Source organism: Pseudomonas sp. sp1636 (assembly GCF_030376615.1).
In the GTDB taxonomy this organism is placed as follows: Bacteria; Pseudomonadota; Gammaproteobacteria; order Pseudomonadales; family Pseudomonadaceae; genus Aquipseudomonas.
Map to the genome: position 1 here is coordinate 1 of NZ_JARRAB010000021.1, position 18,150 is coordinate 18,150.

An 18,150-nucleotide genomic window follows, 5' to 3' on the forward strand; every position below is an offset into this window, starting at 1 on the left:
GCCACGGCGATGGGCGCGGCTGAGCCATAATGCCGGCGTTGGAAACTGTTTACGCCCGACGGGCGGTACAGATTGTCGGTCAAGGAGCTTCTATGAGCAGTACTGCACTGGCGGTTGAAGGCGAGAAAATTCTGGTGGTCGATGACGATGCCCGTTTGCGGCGCTTGCTCGAGCGCTTCTTCGAGGAGCAGGGCTACCGCGTGCGCACGGTGGAAAACGTCGAGCAGATGGATCGCCTGTTGGCACGCGAGTTGTTCCACCTGGTGGTGCTCGACCTGATGCTGCCGGGCGAGGACGGCCTGTCGGCGTGCCGCCGGCTGCGCGCGGCGAACAATCAGGTGCCGATCATCATGCTCACCGCCAAGGGCGACGAAAGCAGCCGTATCCAGGGCCTGGAACTGGGCGCCGACGACTACCTGGCCAAACCCTTCAACCCGCGCGAACTGCTGGCGCGGATCAAGGCCGTGTTGCGCCGTCAGACGCCAGTGGTGCCGGGCGCGCCGGGCAGCGAGGACGAGAACGTCAGCTTCGGCGAGTACCAGCTGTCGCTGGCTACCCGCGAGCTGAAGAGGGGTGACGAAATCCACATGCTCACCACCGGCGAGTTCGCCGTGCTCAAAGCCCTGGTGCAGCACGCGCGCGAACCGCTGACCCGCGACAAGTTGATGAACCTGGCCCGCGGCCGCGAATGGGACGCCCTGGAGCGCTCCATCGACGTACAGGTCTCGCGCCTGCGCCGGCTGATCGAACCGGATCCGTCCAAGCCGCGCTATATCCAGACGGTCTGGGGCGTGGGTTATGTGTTCGTGCCGGATGGCAGTAAATAACCCGTAAGGGGGATGACGCTTTTTTCATCCGCCATGACTCCGCTCGGTGGATCGATAAAGCGCGATCCACCCTACAACTGCTTCGAGTATCGATGAAAACCCCCCTTTGGTTCCCGCAAAGTTTCTTCGCCCGCACCCTCTGGCTGGTGCTGATCGTGGTGCTGTTCTCCAAGGCGCTGACCCTGGTTTATCTGATGATGAACGAGGACGTGCTGGTCGACCGCCAATACAGCCATGGCGCGGCGCTGACGTTGCGCGCCTACTGGGCCGCCGATCCGGAGGATCGCGAGACGATTGCCGCGGCCGCGGGCCTCAAGCGGGTACCCCGCGAGACTGTGCCGGTCAGCGAGCAGCACTGGCCCTATAGCGATATTTTCCAACGGCAGATGCAGGCCGAACTCGGCCCCGAGACCGAAGTGCGGGTGAGTGCGAAAAGTCCGCCGGCGCTGTGGGTGCATGCCCCGGCGTTGGGCGATGACTGGCTGCGGGTGCCGTTGTATCCGCACCCGCTACGCGGTCAGCGAATCTGGAGCGTGCTCGGCTGGTTCCTCGGCATTGGCTTGCTGTCCACCGCGGCGGCCTGGATCTTCGTGCGCCAGTTGAGCGCGCCCTTGAAGCGCCTGGTGTTCGCTGCCCGGCAGATCGGCAAGGGCCGCAGCGTGCGCCTGCCGGTCGGCGACACGCCGAGCGAGATGACCGAGGTCTACCGCGCCTTCAACCAGATGGCCGAAGACGTCGAGCAGGCCGCCCGCGAGCGCGAGCTGATGCTGGCCGGGGTGTCCCACGACCTGCGCACGCCGCTGACCCGCTTGCGCCTGTCCCTGGAGTTGTTGAAGCACGACTCCGAGCTGACCGAGGACATGGTTCGCGACATCGAGGACATGGACGCGATTCTCGACCAGTTCCTCGCCTTTATCCGCGACGGGCGTGACGAGCCGTTGGAGCCGCTGGATTTTGCCGAGCTGATCCGCGAGGTGGCGGCGCCCTACAACCAGCAGCAAGAGGTGGTGCGCCTGTGCCTGCAGGCGGTGCCGCCGTTTCCGCTGCGGCGGGTGTCGATCAAGCGCCTGCTGGTCAACCTGGTCGAGAACGCCCTGCGCTATGGCGGCAATGGGGTCGAGGTCGCGGTCTCGGTATCGGGGGATCACAGTGCGCCCTATGTGCTGCTCAGCGTGCTCGACCGTGGCGACGGCATCGACCCGGCGGAGCTGAATAGCATCTTCAACCCCTTCATTCGCGGCGACCGCGCCCGCGGCGGCCAGGGGGCCGGGCTCGGCCTGGCCATCGTCAAGCGCATCGCCGCCCTGCATGGCGGCAGCGTCGAGCTGCGCAACCGCTGCGGCGGCGGCCTGGAGGCGCGGGTGTGCCTGCCGTTGGGGTTGCTGCTGCCGCGCGACGCGGTCTAGCCGCAACCGACCGTAGCCCGGATAAGCTCAAGCGCAATCCGGGGAAATCCAGCGTCTGGCCAACCGCTCCCGGATTGCATCCGGGCTACGGGACTCGGCTGCCTCGCCTGCGTTTTCGGCGGCCGGTTAACCCTGGCCGCGGGTGCGCGTGCGGTTGGGGCTGCCGTTCTTTTCCAGGTACTGGATGACCAGGCCGGCGACATCCTTGCCGGTGGTGGTTTCGATGCCTTCCAGGCCCGGCGAGGAGTTGACCTCCATCACCAGCGGGCCGTGGAGGGAGCGCAGGATATCCACCCCGGCGACATTGAGGCCCATGATCTTGGCGGCGCGGATGGCGGTCATGCGCTCTTCCGGGGTGATCTTGATCAGGCTGGCGCTGCCGCCACGATGCAGGTTGGAGCGGAACTCGCCGGGCTTGGCCTGGCGTTTGATCGCGGCGATCACCTTGTCGCCGATCACGAAGCAGCGGATGTCCGCGCCGCCGGCCTCCTTGATGTATTCCTGCGCCATGATGTTGTGCTTGAGGCCCATGAAGGCCTCGATCACCGATTCGGCGGCCTGCTGGGTTTCGCACATGACCACGCCGATGCCCTGGGTGCCCTCCAGCAATTTGATGATCAGTGGCGCGCCGTTGACCATCTGGATCAGGTCGGGAATGTCGTCCGGCGAGTTGGCGAAGCCGGTCACCGGCAGGCCGATGCCCTTGCGCGAGAGCAACTGCAGCGAACGCAACTTGTCGCGCGAGCGGGTGATGGCCACCGACTCGTTGAGCGGGAACACGCCCATCATCTCGAACTGGCGCAGCACCGCGCAGCCATAGAAGGTCACCGAGGCGCCGATCCGCGGGATCACCGCATCGAAGCCTTCCAGCGGTTGGCCGCGGTAGTGGATCTGCGGTTTGTGGCTGGCGATGTTCATATAGGCGCGCAGGGTGTCGATCACCTGCATTTCGTGACCCCGTTGTTCGCCGGCCTCGACCAGGCGACGAGTGGAATACAGGCGCGGGTTGCGCGATAGTACGGCGACTTTCATGGGGCACCAGAGATGTCGAGGAGCGTGGGTTTGTCTTGAACGTAGACCAGCGCCGGGTTGACCACCAGTTGGCCGTCGATCAGCGCCTTGGAGCCGAGCAGCACGCGGTAACGCATGGTCTTGCGGCAGGTCAGGGTGAACTCAACCGGCCACACCCGGTCGCCCAAGGTCAGGTGGGTACGGATCACGTAGCGGCTCTGCACATGGCCGGTCGAGCTCTTGATGTTCTTCACCGTCACCAGCTGCGCCTCGCAGCGATGGCGGCGTTGCACCAGGGTGCCGAGGTGCGCGGTGAAGCGTACCCAGCCCTCGCCATCGCGCTGGAACGGCTGGATATCGCTGGCATGCAGGCAGGAGGTGCTGGCGCCGGTGTCGATCTTCGCGCGCAGGCCGACCATGCCCAGTTCCGGCAGGTTGATCCATTCGCGCAGGCCAATCACGCTGAGGTGGTCGAAGGTCTTCACGTCGGGCGGGTTCCGTCAGGCCGGGTTGGCCCGTAGTTATGGGCATTCTAGTTGGGCCTTATGACAACTGCATCAGGCAAAATGCACAGGAACCGGCTGTTTCGATCGAGAGTGCAATGAGCGATAAAGACGACGACAAGGTACGCCTGGACAAATGGCTGTGGGCCGCACGTTTCTACAAGACCCGCGCCCTGGCCAAGGCCGCGATCGAAGGCGGCAAGGTGCATTGCCGCGGCGAGCGCTGCAAACCGGGCAAGGAGCCGAGGATCGGCGACGAACTGCTGATCCGCAACGGCTTCGACGAGCGCAGTGTGGTGATCCAGGCGCTGTCGACGGTGCGCCGCGGTGCCCCCGAGGCCCAGGCGCTGTACGCCGAAACCGCCGAGAGTGTTGCCCGCCGCGAACAGGCCGCCGCGCAGCGCAAGGCCGGCGCTCTGGGCGTGCAGACCGACGGTCGGCCGAGCAAGAAGCAACGCCGGCAGATCCATCGATTTCGTGATGGGCAGGATTGAGCGCTTGGGAAAAACGCTCGCGACGGCGCTCGATATGCTCACAACCTTCGAGAACAACCCGCGATCCGGGCGTCACTCGCCGCAGGCAGTGCGCCATGGTTCCGGCACAAAAGCTGGCGGGCTGTCGCTTCGCTCCGAGGCCGCCCTACCCGCAAGCAGTGCACCATCGATCAGCGGGCAACACGAAACCGGGACATAGCCTTCGGCTAATCTATACGCATCGCCATTGCCGTTGCGGAGGCCAGCATGACCCCGATACGCATCAACCGTCGCCGCCTGCTCGCCGGGCTCGGCGGCGGCGTCTGGCTGCTGGGCAGTCGCGGGATCTTCGCCGAGCTGCTGTTGACCCCGGCGCAGGCCCTCGGGCCCTTCTATCCCGAGCAACTGCCGCTGGATCAGGACAACGACCTGCTGAGCGTCGGCGACCAGCCGACTCAAGCCCGCGGCATCGTGGTGCAGCTGCACGGGCAGATCCTCGATGCCCGCGGCAAGCCCCTCAAGGGCGCGCTGGTGGAGATCTGGCAGGTCGATGCCAATGGCATCTACCTGCACCGTCTGGGCGGCGACCGGGCCAGGCGCGACCCGAACTTCCAGGGCTACGGCCGCTTCGAGACCGCCAGCGATGGCCGCTACCGCTTCCGTACCCTGCGTCCAGTGCCCTACCCGGGGCGCACCCCGCATATCCATGTCGCCGTGACCCTCCCCGGCCAGCCGCGTTTCACCACCCAGTGCTACATTCGCGGCGAGCCGCTCAATCAGCGTGATGGCGTGCTCAATGCGATCCGCGAGCCGCGCTTGCGTGAACGCCTGATCGTGCCCTTTGTACCGGTGGCCGGCGCGCGGGCAGGCGAGCAGGTGGCGCGGTTCGACATTGTCCTCGGCATAACGCCTGCTTCCTGAGGCATTACAACGGCCAGACCACCAGCAATAGCGGCACGCCGACCAGCACCACCAGGATTTCCATCGGCAGGCCCAGGCGCCAGTAGTCGCCGAAACGGAAGCCGCCGGGGCTGAGGATCAGGGTGTTGTTCTGGTGGCCGATGGGGGTGAGGAACGAGCAGGAGGCGCCAATCGCCACGGCCATCAGCAGCGAATCGGGGTTGACCCCGAGCTGGCTGGCCGCGCTCAGGGCGATCTGGCACATCACCGCGGCGGTGGCGGCATTGTTCATGAAGTCCGACAGGGTCATGGTCACCACCAGCAGCAGGCCCAGCACCACCACCGGGTTGCCCTGGGCCACGTGTTCCATCAACAGGCGCGCCAGCAGGTCGGCCGCACCGCTGCTGGACAGGGCGCCGGCGACCGGAATCAAGGCGCCGAGCAACACGATCACCGGCCAGTCGATGGCCTCGTAGACCGCCCGCAGGGGCACCACGCGCAGCACCATGAACACCAGCACGCCGGCGGCGAAGGCCACCGCGGCCGAGAGCAGGCCGAAGGCGGCGACGGCGATGGCCAGCAGCATCACCCCCAGGGCCAGGCTGGCCTGCCTGGGGTCGGGGATGCTGATGGCGCGGTCGGCCAGCGGTACGCAGGTGTAGTCGGAGGCGAACTCGGCGATATCGTCTGAGGCGCCCTGCATCAGCAGCACATCGCCGCGCTCGATCAGGGTCGAGCGCAGGCGCTTGATCGAGCGATGGCTCTGCCGGGAAATCGCCAGCAGGTTGAGGCTGTAGCGGCTGCGCAGGCGGGTGCTGCTGGCCGAGCGGCCGATCAGCTGCGAGTCGGGGCGCACCAGCAACTCCTGCAGCACGCTGTCATCGCTGCCGGGGTTTTTTTTATGCGCCTCCTCCGGCTTGTGTTTGCTGGTTTTTCGGGCGTCGGCGGCGCTGTCCGAATCGGCTGTTGCCGTCCTCTTGCGCTCGGCCTCCAGGGTCAGCCCCAGCTTGCCCAGCGCCTTGCCGAGAGCCTCGGGCTCGGCCTCGATCACCAGCACGTCGTCGGCCTGGAGGATGCGCCGCGGGTTGGGTGCGGACAGGCGCAGCTTGTTGCGCACCATGCCGACCACCTGGGCATCGACCGCATCGAGCAGTTGCTCGACTTCGCGCAGGCTCTTGCCGGCCGCCTGGCCGCCGTCCTTGACCCGCGCCTCGGTGAGGTAGGTGCCGGTGTCGAAACTGGCCGCGCTGGCGACCTCTCGCTTGGGCACCAGGCGCCAGCCGAGCAGGGCGATAAACACGACGCCGCTGAGTGCCACCGCGATGCCCACCGGGCTGAAGTCGAACATGGCGAAGGGGCCGGCGCCGCTCTGCGCACGGAAGCTGGAGACGATCAGGTTGGGCGGCGTACCGATCAGGGTGGTCATGCCGCCGAGAATGGTGCCGAAGGCCAGCGGCATCAGCACCCGGCCGGGGGGCAGGCCCTGCTTGGCGGCGATTTGCAGGGCAATCGGCATCAGCAGGGCGAGGGCGCCGACGTTGTTCATAAAGGCCGAGAGCAGGGCGCCGAGGCCGGTCAGCGCGGCAATCGACAGCATCGGTCCGGCGTTGGCCGGCAGCAGCCGGTGGGCCAGGGCATCCACCGCGCCGGTCAGCTGCAGGCCGTGGCTCAACACCAGCACGCAGGCGACGGTGATCACCGCCGGGTGGCCGAAGCCGGCGAAGGCCTGCTGCTCCGGCACCAGGCCGGCGATCACGCAGGCCAGCAGGGCACCGAGGGCGACTATGTCATGGCGCCAGCGGCCCCAGAGGAACAGGCCCATGGTGGCGACGAGGATGGCGAAAATCAGGCCTTGGTCTTGGCTCATGGGGCTGGACTATCCCTGGGTTGGGCGCATTGCGTTGCCTGTGTTGTAGCAGAGCCGGTCGGTTCAAGGATAGGCACAGACCACTAGACGTACTGCGCCGCGGCATAACCCGAGGCCCAGGCCCACTGGAAGTTGAAGCCGCCCAGGTGGCCGCTGACATCCAGCACCTCGCCGATGAAATACAGTCCCGGACTCTTCAGCGATTCCAGGGTCTTGGACGACACTTCACGGGTGTCGATGCCGCCCAGGGTCACCTCGGCGGTGCGGTAGCCCTCGGTGCCGGCCGGCACCAGTTGCCAGTCGGCCAGCCGGTCGGCAATCGCCTTGAGTTCGCCCGGGCTGTATTGCTTCAGCGGCTTGCTGGCGAACCAGTGGTCGGCCAGCAGGCCGGCCATCTTCTTGGTGAACAGCTCGGCGAGCAGGGTCTTCAGCTCGCTGTTGGGCCGCTGGCGCTGCTGCTCGGCCAGCCACTCGGGCAGGTCGATATGCGGCAGCAGGTCGATATGCAGGGTGTCGCCCGGCTGCCAGTAGGAGGAAATCTGCAGGATCGCCGGGCCCGACAGGCCGCGGTGGGTGAACAGGATGTTCTCGCGAAAGCTCTGGCCGTTGCAGCTGACCAGGCAGTCCTCCACCGAGGTGCCGGACAACTCCGTGCACAGCGCCTTCAACTGCGGATCGGTAAGCGTGAACGGCACCAGGCCGGCGCGGGTCGGCAGCAGGCTATGGCCGAACTGCTTGGCCACCTGATAGCCGAAGCCCGTGGCGCCCAGGGTCGGGATCGACAGGCCGCCGGTGGCGATCACCAACGACTCGCAGCGCACCGGGCCGGCGCTGGTCTGCAATTGGTAGCCGGCCTCCCGCTTGGCGATCTCGCTGACCGAGGTGTCCAGGCGCAGCTCGACCCCGGCCTGCGCGCACTCGTCGAGGAGCATGCCGAGGATGTCGCTGGATTTGTGGTCGCAGAACAGCTGGCCGAGCTTTTTTTCGTGGTAGGCCACGCCATGTTTGCCCACCAGGCCGATGAAGTCCCACTGGCTGTAGCGTGCCAGGGCCGACTTGCAGAAGTGCGGGTTGGCCGAGAGGAAGTTGCCCGGCTCGCAGTACATATTGGTGAAGTTGCAGCGCCCGCCGCCGGACATCAGGATCTTCTTGCCGGCCTTGTTCGCATGGTCGAGCAACAGCACCCGGCGCCCGCGCCCGGCGGCGGTCAAGGCACACATAAGGCCGGCGGCACCGGCGCCGACAATCACCACATCAGTCACTTGCACAGCCACTTCCCCACCCCAGGCGCCGCGAGCGCGGCGCCAAACAGCGCGCATCTTACCCGAAGCCGCTAGGCCGGTGAGGGCGGCGCGCCGGGTGGGGCGGCGAGCAGGCGTTGGTAAAGCTGCAGGTCGCGGGCCGAGAAGCAGCAGAAGATCAGCTCGTCGAACTCGTTGAACTCTTCCAGCGCCGCCCGCACCGTGCTCACCGCGACCTGCGCCGCCAGTTCCAGCGGGTAACCGTAGACGCCGGTGCCGATGCTCGGGAAGGCCAGGCGACGGATGCCCTGGGCGGCGGCGAGCTCGAGCGAGCGTCGATAACAGCTGGCCAGCAGCGCCGGCTCGCCCCGATTGCCGCCATGCCAGACCGGCCCGACCGTGTGGATGATGTAGGCGGCGGGCAAGCGATAACCTTGGCTCAGCTTGGCCTCGCCGGTGGCGCAACCGCCCAGGCGCCGGCATGCCTCCAGCAACTGCGGCCCGGCGGCGCGATGAATGGCGCCGTCGACCCCGCCACCGCCGAGCAGCGAGGTATTTGCCGCGTTGACGATGGCCTGCACCGGCAGTTGGGTGATGTCGCCTTGCAGGGCGCGGACGGTGGTGGGCATGCTGTGGCTCCGTAGCAACCGCTGTGCCTATTAGACACTCAGCCGGCGCAACTGCTCGCTGATCTGACTGGCGCTGGCGGCCGCGGTCAGGGGCTGATCCCATTGCAGTTCGGCCGGGACGCCATCGAGGTACCAGAGCCGATTGGCCAGGTCGTCGGCGTCCTTGGCGTCGTGGGTCACGCAGATCATCGCCATGCGCGGCTGTGCATCCAGCAGTTGGCTGATCAGGCGGCGCAGCTCGGCGGCACGATCCGGATCCAGCGAGGCGAAGGGCTCATCCAGCAACAGCAGATCCGGCTTGATCGCCAGGCTGCGGGCCAGCGCGGCACGCCGGGCCATGCCCAGCGACAGCTGATCCGGCAGCGCCTCGGCAGCGTCGCCCAGACCGACCTGGGCCAGCAGCCGGTCGATCTCGGCATGGCTCGCGCCGACCATGGCCAGGTTCTGCCGCACGCTGCGCCAGGGCAGCAGGCGGTGCTCCTGAAACAGGTAGCCGAGGCGCAGGTTGCTGCTGCGCTTGATCATCCGCTCGTTCAGGCGCCGATCCAGTCCGGCGATGCCGTTGAGCAGGGTGGTCTTGCCGATTCCGGAAGGCCCCAGCAGGCAGATGCGCTCGCCCGCGGCAACCCGGACGCTGATGTTGCCCAGAACCGGATGGCCGCAGGCCTGGCCGTCGATCCGCAGCTCAAGCATGCTGCGCCCCCGCGGCTCGCCAGCGCGAGGCCCGACGTTCCAGGGGTTGCAGCAGCGCCAGTTCGATCAACTGCACCACCGCGATAAAGGCCAGGCTGTAGGCCAGGATGCTCGCCACATCGAACACCTGAAAGGCCATGTGCAGCTGGAAACCGATGCCGTCGGAGCGGCCGAGCAGCTCGACCACCAGCACGATCTTCCAGATCAACGCCAGGCCGCCGCGGGTCGCGGCCATCAGATAGGGGAACAGCTGCGGCAGCCAGACGTCCGCCAGCCGCTGCCAGCGGCTGAAGGCGTAGACCTGAGCCATCTGCTCCAGGCGCGGATCCAGGCTGCGCGCGCCCTCGCGCAGGGTCACCGCGACATTCGGCACCTTGTTGATCACCACCGCCAGCACGGCGGCGGCCTCGACCAGGCCGAACCAGACATACAGCAGGATGATGGTGACCAGCGCCGGCAGGTTGAGAAACAACACCAGCAGGGGATCGAACAGCGCATTGGCCAGCGCCGAGCGGCCCATCCACACGCCCAGCAGCGCGCCGAGCAACATCGCCAGGACAAAACTGATAAGCACTCGGCGCAGGGTCACGCCCAGGTGCTGCTGCAGTTCGCCGCTCTGCAGCGACTGCCACAGCGAGCTCAGCACGGCGCCCGGCGTGGGCAGCAACGGCGTCTCCAGCAGCGCCGCGATCATGGCCCACAGCGCCACGGCCAGCGGCAGCATGATCCAGTAGGCCCAGCGTGGCGGCTTCATGGTTCGGCTCGAAAGAACAGCGCCTCGGGCATCAACTGCGCCGGCTTGGCCCCGGTCAGGCTCAGCAGGCGGCGCAGGTCGGCGATGCGCTCGGCATCCAGCGGTTCGGGAATGCCCTCGACGAAGCCGTTGCGCAGCGCCGCAAACACCCTGTCGTCCTCGGCGCGCATCAAGGGCCTGATGGCGTCCCAATAGGCCGGGGTGGCGGCCAGTTCGGTTTTGCCTTGGCGCAGCGCACGGTCGAACTTACCGAGCAGCGCCGGGTTCTGCGCCGCCCAGGCCTGCGGGAATAGATAGCCGAGCACCGGCAGGTCGGGGTGCAGATCCAGCACCCGCAGCAGATCCGCCAGGGCAAACGCCGAACGGCTGCCGCCCTCTGCGCGCAGTCGCGCGGCAAAGTGCCAATAGGTCACCAGCGCATCCACCTGACCCCGGCGCAGGGCCTGACTCAGCAGCGGCGGCGCGGCGAATTGAACCTGCGCATCGCGCGCCAGATCGATACCCTGCTGGCTGGCCACTTGCTGCAGCAACAGCCAGCCGAGACTCTCAGGCCCGCCGGCCACGCCGATACGCTGGCCCACTAGATCGGCCACCTGCGTGATCGCGCTGCCGCTGGCGACCACGATCTCACCGATCTGCGCGGAAAACGGCAGATACAGATAGGGCGTGCCGGCGGCATAACGCGACTGCGCCCAGAGCAGATCGCCCACGGCGCCATCGACGCTGCCACTGGCGACCGCCAGCCGCGACGCCGGCAAATCGGCCACCAGCCTGACCTTGAGTTCGAAGCCCTGGGCCCGATCCAACTGCCGGCGCTGCAGATGCTCCAACTCCCAGTGCGCCGTACCGAACTGCAGCACGCTCAGGGTCAGCACCGGCAGAGGCTCACTGCCAGCCTCGGGCGATTTTGCGGCCAGCGCAGACGCACTGCCGAACAACGCCAGCAGCATCAGCGCCGCAGTCACACCGCGCGCAGCAGTCAGGGCGCGGCTAACCGGCAGGGCGAGGAGCAGCAATAAACGCATCATCGCCTCAGGGTACGAAGCCGGGCGCCCTGCACGAATAGTACTTTGGTGCTTGTTGTTTGCTGCGATGGTCGGGGGCGGCAGGCCGGCTATGGTCGCTCCCGTTGCGCGAACGACAGAGTGGCCAGGGCGCTCGCGCCCACTAGAGCGGCCGGAGATACGAATGCAACCGCGCTGACGGCAGGGCTGGAAGAGCGTTGCTCACGGCTTGCGGGGAGAGTCCATATAGGCTTGTTAGGCTCTGGCTTGAGCCGAGCGCACTTGACATATTCAGCATTATTGATAATGATGCTGCGCAACATTGCACAATTTGCGAATCGGTATAAATGAAACAAGACTCATTTTTGGAGCTTTTGTCACAGAGCCTTATAGCTTCTGTAACGGCTCAGGAAACGAAACCATCCAAGGGTAAATCAGTTGATGCTGGCAAGTCCGTATGGATAGTAAAAGTTACGTTGTCTAACGGGAATGTCACAAATTTAACTTCGTCTAGGGGAACTCACAGGGAGTGGGCCTCGCTGGATACTTTAAACGATTGGCTTAAAAAGCAGGGTATTTCAAATTTTCAAATCGTACACATGGAGGTGGCAAGCTTATGAAATATATTTCTTTATTTAGTGGTGCGATGGGGCTTGACCTTGGGCTGGAAATGGCTGGCTTTGAAGCTGGCGTGTGTGTTGAAAATGATAAGGAGGCAGTTAGCACAGTAAGGTACAATAGGCCAAGCTTGCCTATATTCGATTGCTCAATTGAAGATGTTAGCGGAGACGAGCTAAAGAAAGCCGCAAAATTTGGCCGATCAAGAGTGCCGCTAGTTGCAGGCGGCCCACCATGCCAAGCCTTTAGCGTATTTGGAAATAGACTTGGTATTGAGGATGCCAGAGGTCAATTGGTATTTGAATTTTTGCGTATTGTTGAAGAGGCAAAGCCAGCAACCTTTTTAATGGAGAATGTTAGAGGGCTGCTTTCAATGTCAATAACGCCAAATAAAAAAGAGCTCTTGGATGATAGGAGAATACCACGAGAATTCTTTGAAAAAGGATCATTGTTAAATAGAATATTTGAGGAGTTCAATAGCATTGGTTATCACGTAGATTGCTTTGTTGTCAATTCGGTTAATTATGGGGCGCCGCAAATTAGAGAGCGTATATTGCTAATTGGTAATAGGTTTGGTTATTCAGTTGAATTTCCTAAGCCGCTATACAGCAATCGCCAGGAAGATAAGTTACCCCCATTTAAAACTTTAGGCGAAGCTATCTCCCCTGAAGCAGGTTTTATAGATCCATGCCCAGAAATTATGGATTTCAGCCCTCGAAAATTAAGGTATTTGTCTATGGTGCCTGAGGGTGGAAATTGGCGTAGCTTGCCGGTTGAAATTCAAAAAGAATCGATGGGTGGAAGCTGGTATTTGAAAGGGGGAAGAAGTGCTTATTGGAGAAAATTGTCCTATGCCTTTCCTAGCCCTACAGTAGTCACAATGCCAAATCATGCCGGAACTAGCATGTGCCATCCAAAAGAACTGAGGGCCATTACTGTTGGCGAGGCCGCCGCAATTCAAGAGTTCCCTAGTGACTGGGCTTTTCAAGGAACCACAACTGCCAAATTCAGGCAGGTTGGAAATGCCGTTCCAACTAGACTTGGAAGGGTTGCAGGTGAGGTAATAATGTCGCTCTTGAAAAAAATAGAATCAGAAGGAAAGGCGAAAATCCCTAAATGTGGTCACACAATAACTCATTTAAGACCGCATGTTAGAACGAGAACGTTTTGGAAAGATGGAGAGTCTTTCGCTGGCGATAAATGTTATTACGGCAAGGAACATTCAGAAAGGCAACTAGAATTAATATAATTAATTATCAGTGGCGGGCGAGCTCGCCACTGATAACTAATGTCACCCATTTATTTTTTTGAGTAATTTCATCCAGTCAATTTTGCCATTAACTCTAACGTCATTTTCGTATTTATCCACCACTCCTACTTTAAAAGCCTCAAGTAAAGTTGATGCGGTTTCATGTATTTTTTCTTCTTCTAATGCTTCTAGAATTCCCTTTAGCACCCATTCTTGCGTTTCAATCGCTCCACCGCTAAGCCACGTCCAGAAATCTCTCCCGGCGTAAACATGCACATGGCTGGTTAGATCAAAAACATTATGATTGGCACCTCTATTAACCCCTCGGAGAATGTCGTATTTGTCAGTTAGCCCATCCTTTTTCCCATAGAAAACACCAACCGCTATATTGTCAGAAACTTCAGGGTGATTTTCTATAATCTCGCGAAAGGCCACGTTAAGCTGAACGGCCATGGTCAATTGAATAGTCCACTTTCCAGCTTTTAATGATAAAAGCTCCTTTTGGCCATTCTCACGTGTAATGATATGATCTATTTCATCGAAACAAGATTCTGAAAATGGTGGGTTTTGAGCGCGAAATTTTGAATCTAACTTCTGAGCGCCGAATACATTTGGTAATATCTTCTCGTCAACTAGCTTTCCGAATCCGGTATTATGCCCAGTCATCAAGTGACTAGCAATAACCAAGTCCGCCAGTTCTTCAAAGCTACTCAGATCATGATAGTCAAAGAGAAAAGGCATCATGAATGGATTGATAGACATTGTTCCGTTAAGTTGATCTTCAAGTTTTTTCCTGCGTTGGACAATCCACCACTTGCTCCATTCTTTTACGCCAGAAATAATTTCTTGTTTGCTTTTCATTCAGAATCCTTAGTGTGACTTGGAAGTGGTGCTAACTATAAATCAATTAGTGTGATAACACGTTTACGGGTGCGGTGGATAACATACCTCACTATTTTTCTCTGCCGCTCTATTTTGAGGCTTCCGGTGGGTCGATGGTGGCGTAAGGACGTTATACATCACCCCTGCAAAGCCTCGGGTGCTAATCCCCGCGAAGCTAGCCATTCGCCAGCACTTTGTCCAACCTTTGCTTGCCAGGCCTACCTTGCCGACTCAGGTTCCGGCCGTGTCTGCAGGCGGCTTGCCCCGTTTTATGTTGCTTTCAAGCCGTACAGACGTATCAGATAGCGGTTGCCTTGCAACCTGCAGGGTGATTCAGTACGGCAATAACCGATAAGGCTTGCAGACCCGCCGGATGCGCGGGGAATGACCAGTCTGGAATCTTTGCCTTATGGACAGCCCGTCATGAATGGATTGCGTGCGTTGTGCTTGTCGCTGTTGTTGTTGCCGTTGGCCGTGGTGGCGCAGAGCCTGCGTCTGGTGGCCGACTCTTGGCCGCCGTTCACCGACCAGCGTTTGCTCAATAACGGCCTGGCTGTCGATTTGGTGAGCCGCGCGTTGGGCCGTGCCGGTTATGCCACGGATTATGCGCAGGTGCCCTGGGCACGGGCGGTGCGGGGTTTGCAGCGCAGCGACTACGATGTGCTGATCAGCGCTTGGTATAGCGATGAGCGCGCCAGCTTCGGCTATTTTTCCCAGCCCTACCTGGTCAACCGCATCCGCTTGCTGCGGCGTAAGGGCAGCCGCATCCGCTTCGAGCAGTTGTCCGATTTGTATCCCTACCGTATCGCGGTGATGCGCGGTTATGCCTATTCCGCCGAGTTCAACGCCGACCCGCTGTTGCGCAAGGTTAGCGTCGGCAGTTTCGCCAGTGCTGCGCGCATGCTGCAGGCCAAACGGGTCGACTTGACCCTGGAGGACGAGATCGTCGTCCGTTACCACTTCGGCCGCGAGCTGAGCGCTATCCGCGATGAGCTGGAGTTCTTGCCGCAGCCGTTGAGCGAGAACGGCCTGCATATCCTGATCCGCCGCAGTCATCCAGACCATCAGCGGATTGCCGAGGCGTTCAATCAAGCCATTGGCGCCATGCGCGCCGATGGTAGCTATGCGGCGATTCTCCAGCGCCATGGGCTTTGATCGAGGATCTTCCTCCCTCCAGGCCGAGGCTGGCGGGTTGCACCTGCCCTACATGTCCGCATGGATCGGGCGACAGGTCTTGGCGAGCTAGAGCGTCAGTGTCAGGCGCCGGAGCAGGGCGCCGGGGAGCAGGGTCGAGCCGTTGTGGCGCTGGTAATAGGTGCGGGTGGACAGGCTCAGTTCGCGCTCGCGGGTCAGCGCTTCGAGTTGACTGCCGAGCAGTTCGTAGAGGCTGTCGTCGAAACGCATGCTGGCGAGCGGCGCCTGCAGCTTGCCGTCCTCGACCCAGAAGCTGGCGAAGCGGGTCATGCCGGTCAGGCGTCCGGCCGGACGGTCGGAGTAGTTGAGGTACCAGAGGTTGCCGATATACAGGCCTGTGCCGAGGCGGGCGAGGATCTCGTCCTGCTCCAGGCTGCCGGCGGCCATGGCCAGCGCTTGCGGGCTTTCCCAGGGGCTGGCGCCGTTGGCCGGCAGGCCGTATTCGGCGGCGCTGCGGGCGCTGACCAGTTGCGCGCCGGGCTGGCCGGCCTGGATCAGGCTGAGGTCGCGGCGCGGGTAGCCTTCGCTGGAAAACGCCGGAGTCAGCGAGTCTGCGACCTGCTCGTGCAGGGTTAGCAGCGGGCTGAGGCGGGCCGCGCCGGCATGCAGGCGTTGCAGCGGACTGTCCTTGTCGGCCAGGGCCCGGGCGGAGAAGCCGCCCCAGCTCATCAGTTCGAGAATTTCCTGCAGGGCGGCGGGCGCCAGGTAGGCGCGGTAGCTGCCGGGCGCCAGGCTGCGCGCGGGCTGGCCCAGGCAGCTCAGTTGCTCGCGCGCCTGCTGCAGGCGCCGGGCGAAGGCGTCGGCCTGCCAGGTCTGGCCGGCGTATTGCGCCTTGAGCGCCTGGCCGTTGGCGTGGAACAGGCTCCAGTCGAAGTTGAAGCTGCTCGCCTGGTGCCAGCCGAAGGCGCCGCCGGAGCTGGCGAAGCCGCGGCTGAGCGGGCCGGCGGCATAGAAGCCGACCAGATCCAGACCCTGCGCGGCCTGGCCGATCTGCTCGAGCACCGCGGCGCTGTCCGGCAGCGGTTGGAGTTGCACGACATGGCTGTGCCAGGCCTCGCGATTGAGCTGCAGGTAAGGGTCGGGCGGCAGCAGCGGCAGGGTCTGGCGCAGTTGCTGGAGGGCGTCGGCCAGGCGCTGGCGGTCGACTTTCGGCGTGCCGCTGAGGCTGAGCTGCAGCTCGGCATGGCGGCCGGCGTGGATCAGTTGCAGGCACAGGCTGGCCTGCTGCACCTCGCCGGCTTGGCGCACCTTGGCCTGGTTGAAGCGGATGAATGTGGAGGATTCGGCGCTGTAGCCGAGGCTGAAGTCTTCGCCTGGGTTTAGCGCGCCACGCAGCCATTCGCTCAGCGCTTTAAATTGGTTCAGGTTGCTCATCAGGCGGCTCCGCCGAATACGTCGACCTGGCGGAAGACGCAGGCCGGGGTGGCGTGGCCGACGCGCACCACCTGGTTGGGTTCGCCCTTGCCGCAGTGCGGGGTGCCGAGCACCGCACGGGTGCTGGCGTCGCCGACGGCCGCGAGCGAGCGCCAGAACTGGCTGGAGGTGCCGCGGTAGTTGGGGTTCTTGACCACGTCGCGGAGTTGGCCGTGCTCGATCAGTTGGCCCCATTCGCAGCCGAACTGGAACTTGTTGCGCGCCTCGTCGATCGACCAGGAGCGGTTGCTGGCCATCAGGATGCCGTACTCGATGGCGCCGATCAGTTGCGCCAGGCTGTGGCTGCCCGGCTCGATATTGAGGTTGGCCATGCGGTCGATCGGCGGCCGGTTCCAGTTGCACGCGCGGCTGTTGGCCACCCCCGCCAGGCCGCTGCGCCACTGCGACAGGGCGCCGCCGAGGGGGCGCAGGAGCAGGCCGTCGCGGATCAGATATTCCTTGCTGGCCGGGCTGCCGTCGTCGTCATGGGCGTAGCTGGCCAGCTCCTCGGGGATGCCCGGATCGAAGGTCACGTTGAGCAGGCTGGAGCCGTATTGCAGCTGGCCGAAGTCGCTGGCCTTGACGAAGCTGGTGCCGGCGAAGTTGCGCTCGTCGCCGAGGATGCGATCCAGCTCCAGCGGGTGGCCGATGGATTCGTGCAGTTGCAGGATCATCTGGTCGGGCATCAGCAGCAGGTCGCGTCGGCCGCTCGGCGCGTTGGGCGCCAGCAGCAGTTGCAGGGCCTGCTCGGCGACCTGCGGCGCGGCGCCGAGCAGGCCCAGGCGCTCGATCACCTCGGCGCCGCCCTGCTGGCCGAGGTGGGCGCCGCCGAGGTGGCGGGTCTGGCTGTCCTGGCCGTCGTAGGCGGTGACGCTGAGGTGCGGGTAGACGAAGCGCTGGGCCTGGCGCAGTTCGGCGCCGCTGTTGTTGAGGTAGAGCTGTTCGACCTGGGTCAGGTCGAGGCCGACCCGCCAATTGACCAGGCGCGGGTCGCTGGGCACGGCGGCGGATTCGGCGGCGAGCAGTTGGTAGCAGGCGGCGAGCGAGGGGAATGCCTGCTCCAGGCCGGGCGAGCGGTACTCGCCGCGTTCGCGGGAGGGCGCCAGTGTATGCAGCTCGAGCAAGGTCTGTGGGGCGATCTGCCGGGCCAGCGCCGTGGCCCGCTGCAGCGCGGCCTGCAGGCCCTGGCGCGACAGGTCGCTGGTCGCCGCGTAGGCCTCGACCCCGGCCAGCCGCACGCTGAGCATCGCGCCCTGATCGCGGCTGAAGCGCGGCGGCTCGGCCACCTGCTTGCGCATCGCCAACTGTTGGTGATCCTCGCGCACATAGCGCAACGACCAGCATTCGGCGTCACAGCGCAGGGCGGCGAAGTGGCGCTTGAGGGTGGCGCAGGCCTCGAACATACGGCGGCTCCTTTGCGTAGACGGCTGGCTGCATACGGGATGATTGCCGAAGCATCGGCCTGCGACAAGCACCACGGCTTCGC

The 18,150-nt window shown here is 63.4% G+C and carries 17 protein-coding genes; 6 read left to right on the forward strand and 11 right to left on the reverse strand.

Going from position 1 to position 18,150, the window contains the following annotated elements; all coding sequences use genetic code 11:
• Window positions 1–92: 92 nt before the first annotated feature.
• Together ompR and P8H27_RS17960 are read left to right on the forward strand one after the other, a co-directional pair.
• On the forward strand, window positions 93–827 hold the full coding sequence (ompR, locus tag P8H27_RS17955; RefSeq protein ID WP_289639042.1) for a two-component system response regulator OmpR: 735 nt from the start codon (window positions 93–95) through the stop codon (window positions 825–827).
• 92 nt (window positions 828–919) lie between these two features.
• Window positions 920–2,233 carry an ATP-binding protein gene (locus P8H27_RS17960; RefSeq protein WP_289639043.1) on the forward strand — a complete coding sequence of 438 codons (1,314 nt, stop codon included), beginning with the start codon at window positions 920–922 and terminating at the stop codon, window positions 2,231–2,233.
• A 126-nt stretch (window positions 2,234–2,359) separates the two neighbouring features.
• Here the strand turns inward: P8H27_RS17960 and rimK are convergent, their stop codons facing one another.
• The gene (rimK, locus tag P8H27_RS17965) at window positions 2,360–3,265 is read right to left on the reverse strand and encodes a 30S ribosomal protein S6--L-glutamate ligase (RefSeq protein ID WP_289639044.1); all 906 of its coding nucleotides are present in this window, start codon (window positions 3,263–3,265) and stop codon (window positions 2,360–2,362) included.
• Entirely contained in the window at window positions 3,262–3,696 is a 435-nt protein-coding gene (locus P8H27_RS17970) for an ATP-dependent zinc protease (RefSeq protein ID WP_289639122.1), read from the reverse strand. The genes rimK and P8H27_RS17970 overlap by 4 nt, the downstream gene beginning before the upstream one ends.
• Before the next feature lie 149 nt (window positions 3,697–3,845).
• Here P8H27_RS17970 and P8H27_RS17975 point away from each other — a divergent pair, with 149 nt between their 5' ends.
• Window positions 3,846–4,241, forward strand: a complete 396-nt coding sequence (locus P8H27_RS17975) for an RNA-binding S4 domain-containing protein (protein ID WP_289639045.1) — start codon at window positions 3,846–3,848, stop codon at window positions 4,239–4,241.
• Window positions 4,242–4,487: 246 nt separating this feature from the next.
• Window positions 4,488–5,141, forward strand: a complete 654-nt coding sequence (locus P8H27_RS17980) for a protocatechuate 3,4-dioxygenase (protein WP_289639046.1) — start codon at window positions 4,488–4,490, stop codon at window positions 5,139–5,141.
• A gap of 4 nt (window positions 5,142–5,145) precedes the next feature.
• Here the strand turns inward: P8H27_RS17980 and P8H27_RS17985 are convergent, their stop codons facing one another.
• The 6 genes from P8H27_RS17985 to P8H27_RS18010 all read right to left on the reverse strand — a co-directional run bounded on the left by P8H27_RS17985 (window position 5,146) and on the right by P8H27_RS18010 (window position 11,254).
• Window positions 5,146–6,987, reverse strand: a complete 1,842-nt coding sequence (locus P8H27_RS17985) for an SLC13 family permease (RefSeq protein WP_289639047.1) — start codon at window positions 6,985–6,987, stop codon at window positions 5,146–5,148.
• A gap of 83 nt (window positions 6,988–7,070) precedes the next feature.
• Entirely contained in the window at window positions 7,071–8,255 is a 1,185-nt protein-coding gene (locus P8H27_RS17990; protein ID WP_289639048.1) for an NAD(P)/FAD-dependent oxidoreductase, read from the reverse strand.
• A 65-nt stretch (window positions 8,256–8,320) separates the two neighbouring features.
• Window positions 8,321–8,857, reverse strand: a complete 537-nt coding sequence (locus tag P8H27_RS17995) for an O-acetyl-ADP-ribose deacetylase (RefSeq protein ID WP_289639049.1) — start codon at window positions 8,855–8,857, stop codon at window positions 8,321–8,323.
• 30 nt (window positions 8,858–8,887) lie between these two features.
• Complete coding sequence (locus P8H27_RS18000; protein ID WP_289639050.1) at window positions 8,888–9,550, reverse strand: ATP-binding cassette domain-containing protein; 663 nt, start codon at window positions 9,548–9,550, stop codon at window positions 8,888–8,890.
• Entirely contained in the window at window positions 9,543–10,304 is a 762-nt protein-coding gene (locus P8H27_RS18005; RefSeq protein WP_289639051.1) for an ABC transporter permease, read from the reverse strand. Before P8H27_RS18005 ends, P8H27_RS18000 begins: the two co-directional genes overlap by 8 nt.
• Complete coding sequence (locus tag P8H27_RS18010) at window positions 10,301–11,254, reverse strand: ABC transporter substrate-binding protein (RefSeq protein WP_289639123.1); 954 nt, start codon at window positions 11,252–11,254, stop codon at window positions 10,301–10,303. The genes P8H27_RS18005 and P8H27_RS18010 overlap by 4 nt, the downstream gene beginning before the upstream one ends.
• A gap of 670 nt (window positions 11,255–11,924) precedes the next feature.
• Between P8H27_RS18010 and P8H27_RS18015 the strand changes: the two genes are divergently transcribed.
• A complete protein-coding gene (locus P8H27_RS18015; RefSeq protein WP_289639052.1) occupies window positions 11,925–13,175 on the forward strand; it encodes a DNA cytosine methyltransferase in 1,251 nt (416 codons plus the stop codon).
• 42 nt (window positions 13,176–13,217) lie between these two features.
• Here P8H27_RS18015 and P8H27_RS18020 read toward each other — a convergent pair whose 3' ends face one another.
• The gene (locus P8H27_RS18020) at window positions 13,218–14,036 is read right to left on the reverse strand and encodes a PmeII family type II restriction endonuclease (protein WP_289639053.1); all 819 of its coding nucleotides are present in this window, start codon (window positions 14,034–14,036) and stop codon (window positions 13,218–13,220) included.
• A 444-nt stretch (window positions 14,037–14,480) separates the two neighbouring features.
• Between P8H27_RS18020 and P8H27_RS18025 the strand changes: the two genes are divergently transcribed.
• Window positions 14,481–15,212: an ABC transporter substrate-binding protein gene (locus P8H27_RS18025; protein ID WP_289639055.1), complete on the forward strand. Its 732-nt coding sequence runs from the start codon at window positions 14,481–14,483 to the stop codon at window positions 15,210–15,212.
• 87 nt (window positions 15,213–15,299) lie between these two features.
• Here the strand turns inward: P8H27_RS18025 and P8H27_RS18030 are convergent, their stop codons facing one another.
• Window positions 15,300–16,625, reverse strand: a complete 1,326-nt coding sequence (locus P8H27_RS18030; RefSeq protein ID WP_289639056.1) for a TldD/PmbA family protein — start codon at window positions 16,623–16,625, stop codon at window positions 15,300–15,302.
• Window positions 16,625–18,067, reverse strand: a complete 1,443-nt coding sequence (locus P8H27_RS18035) for a TldD/PmbA family protein (RefSeq protein ID WP_289639057.1) — start codon at window positions 18,065–18,067, stop codon at window positions 16,625–16,627. The genes P8H27_RS18030 and P8H27_RS18035 overlap by 1 nt, the downstream gene beginning before the upstream one ends.
• Between the last annotated feature and the right edge of the window lie 83 nt (window positions 18,068–18,150).

Bases quoted from the DNA above. Each gene is read 5' to 3' on its own strand.
- ompR (WP_289639042.1), top strand. From the start codon at position 93: ATGAGCAGTACTGCACTGGCGGTTGAAGGCGAGAAAATTCTGGTGGTC.
- P8H27_RS17960 (WP_289639043.1), top strand. From the start codon at position 920: ATGAAAACCCCCCTTTGGTTCCCGCAAAGTTTCTTCGCCCGCACCCTC.
- rimK (WP_289639044.1), bottom strand. From the start codon at position 3,265: ATGAAAGTCGCCGTACTATCGCGCAACCCGCGCCTGTATTCCACTCGT.
- P8H27_RS17975 (WP_289639045.1), top strand. From the start codon at position 3,846: ATGAGCGATAAAGACGACGACAAGGTACGCCTGGACAAATGGCTGTGG.
- P8H27_RS17980 (WP_289639046.1), top strand. From the start codon at position 4,488: ATGACCCCGATACGCATCAACCGTCGCCGCCTGCTCGCCGGGCTCGGC.
- P8H27_RS17985 (WP_289639047.1), bottom strand. From the start codon at position 6,987: ATGAGCCAAGACCAAGGCCTGATTTTCGCCATCCTCGTCGCCACCATG.
- P8H27_RS17995 (WP_289639049.1), bottom strand. From the start codon at position 8,857: ATGCCCACCACCGTCCGCGCCCTGCAAGGCGACATCACCCAACTGCCG.
- P8H27_RS18000 (WP_289639050.1), bottom strand. From the start codon at position 9,550: ATGCTTGAGCTGCGGATCGACGGCCAGGCCTGCGGCCATCCGGTTCTG.
- P8H27_RS18005 (WP_289639051.1), bottom strand. From the start codon at position 10,304: ATGAAGCCGCCACGCTGGGCCTACTGGATCATGCTGCCGCTGGCCGTG.
- P8H27_RS18010 (WP_289639123.1), bottom strand. From the start codon at position 11,254: ATGCTGCTGGCGTTGTTCGGCAGTGCGTCTGCGCTGGCCGCAAAATCG.
- P8H27_RS18015 (WP_289639052.1), top strand. From the start codon at position 11,925: ATGAAATATATTTCTTTATTTAGTGGTGCGATGGGGCTTGACCTTGGG.
- P8H27_RS18020 (WP_289639053.1), bottom strand. From the start codon at position 14,036: ATGAAAAGCAAACAAGAAATTATTTCTGGCGTAAAAGAATGGAGCAAG.
- P8H27_RS18025 (WP_289639055.1), top strand. From the start codon at position 14,481: ATGAATGGATTGCGTGCGTTGTGCTTGTCGCTGTTGTTGTTGCCGTTG.
- P8H27_RS18030 (WP_289639056.1), bottom strand. From the start codon at position 16,625: ATGAGCAACCTGAACCAATTTAAAGCGCTGAGCGAATGGCTGCGTGGC.
- P8H27_RS18035 (WP_289639057.1), bottom strand. From the start codon at position 18,067: ATGTTCGAGGCCTGCGCCACCCTCAAGCGCCACTTCGCCGCCCTGCGC.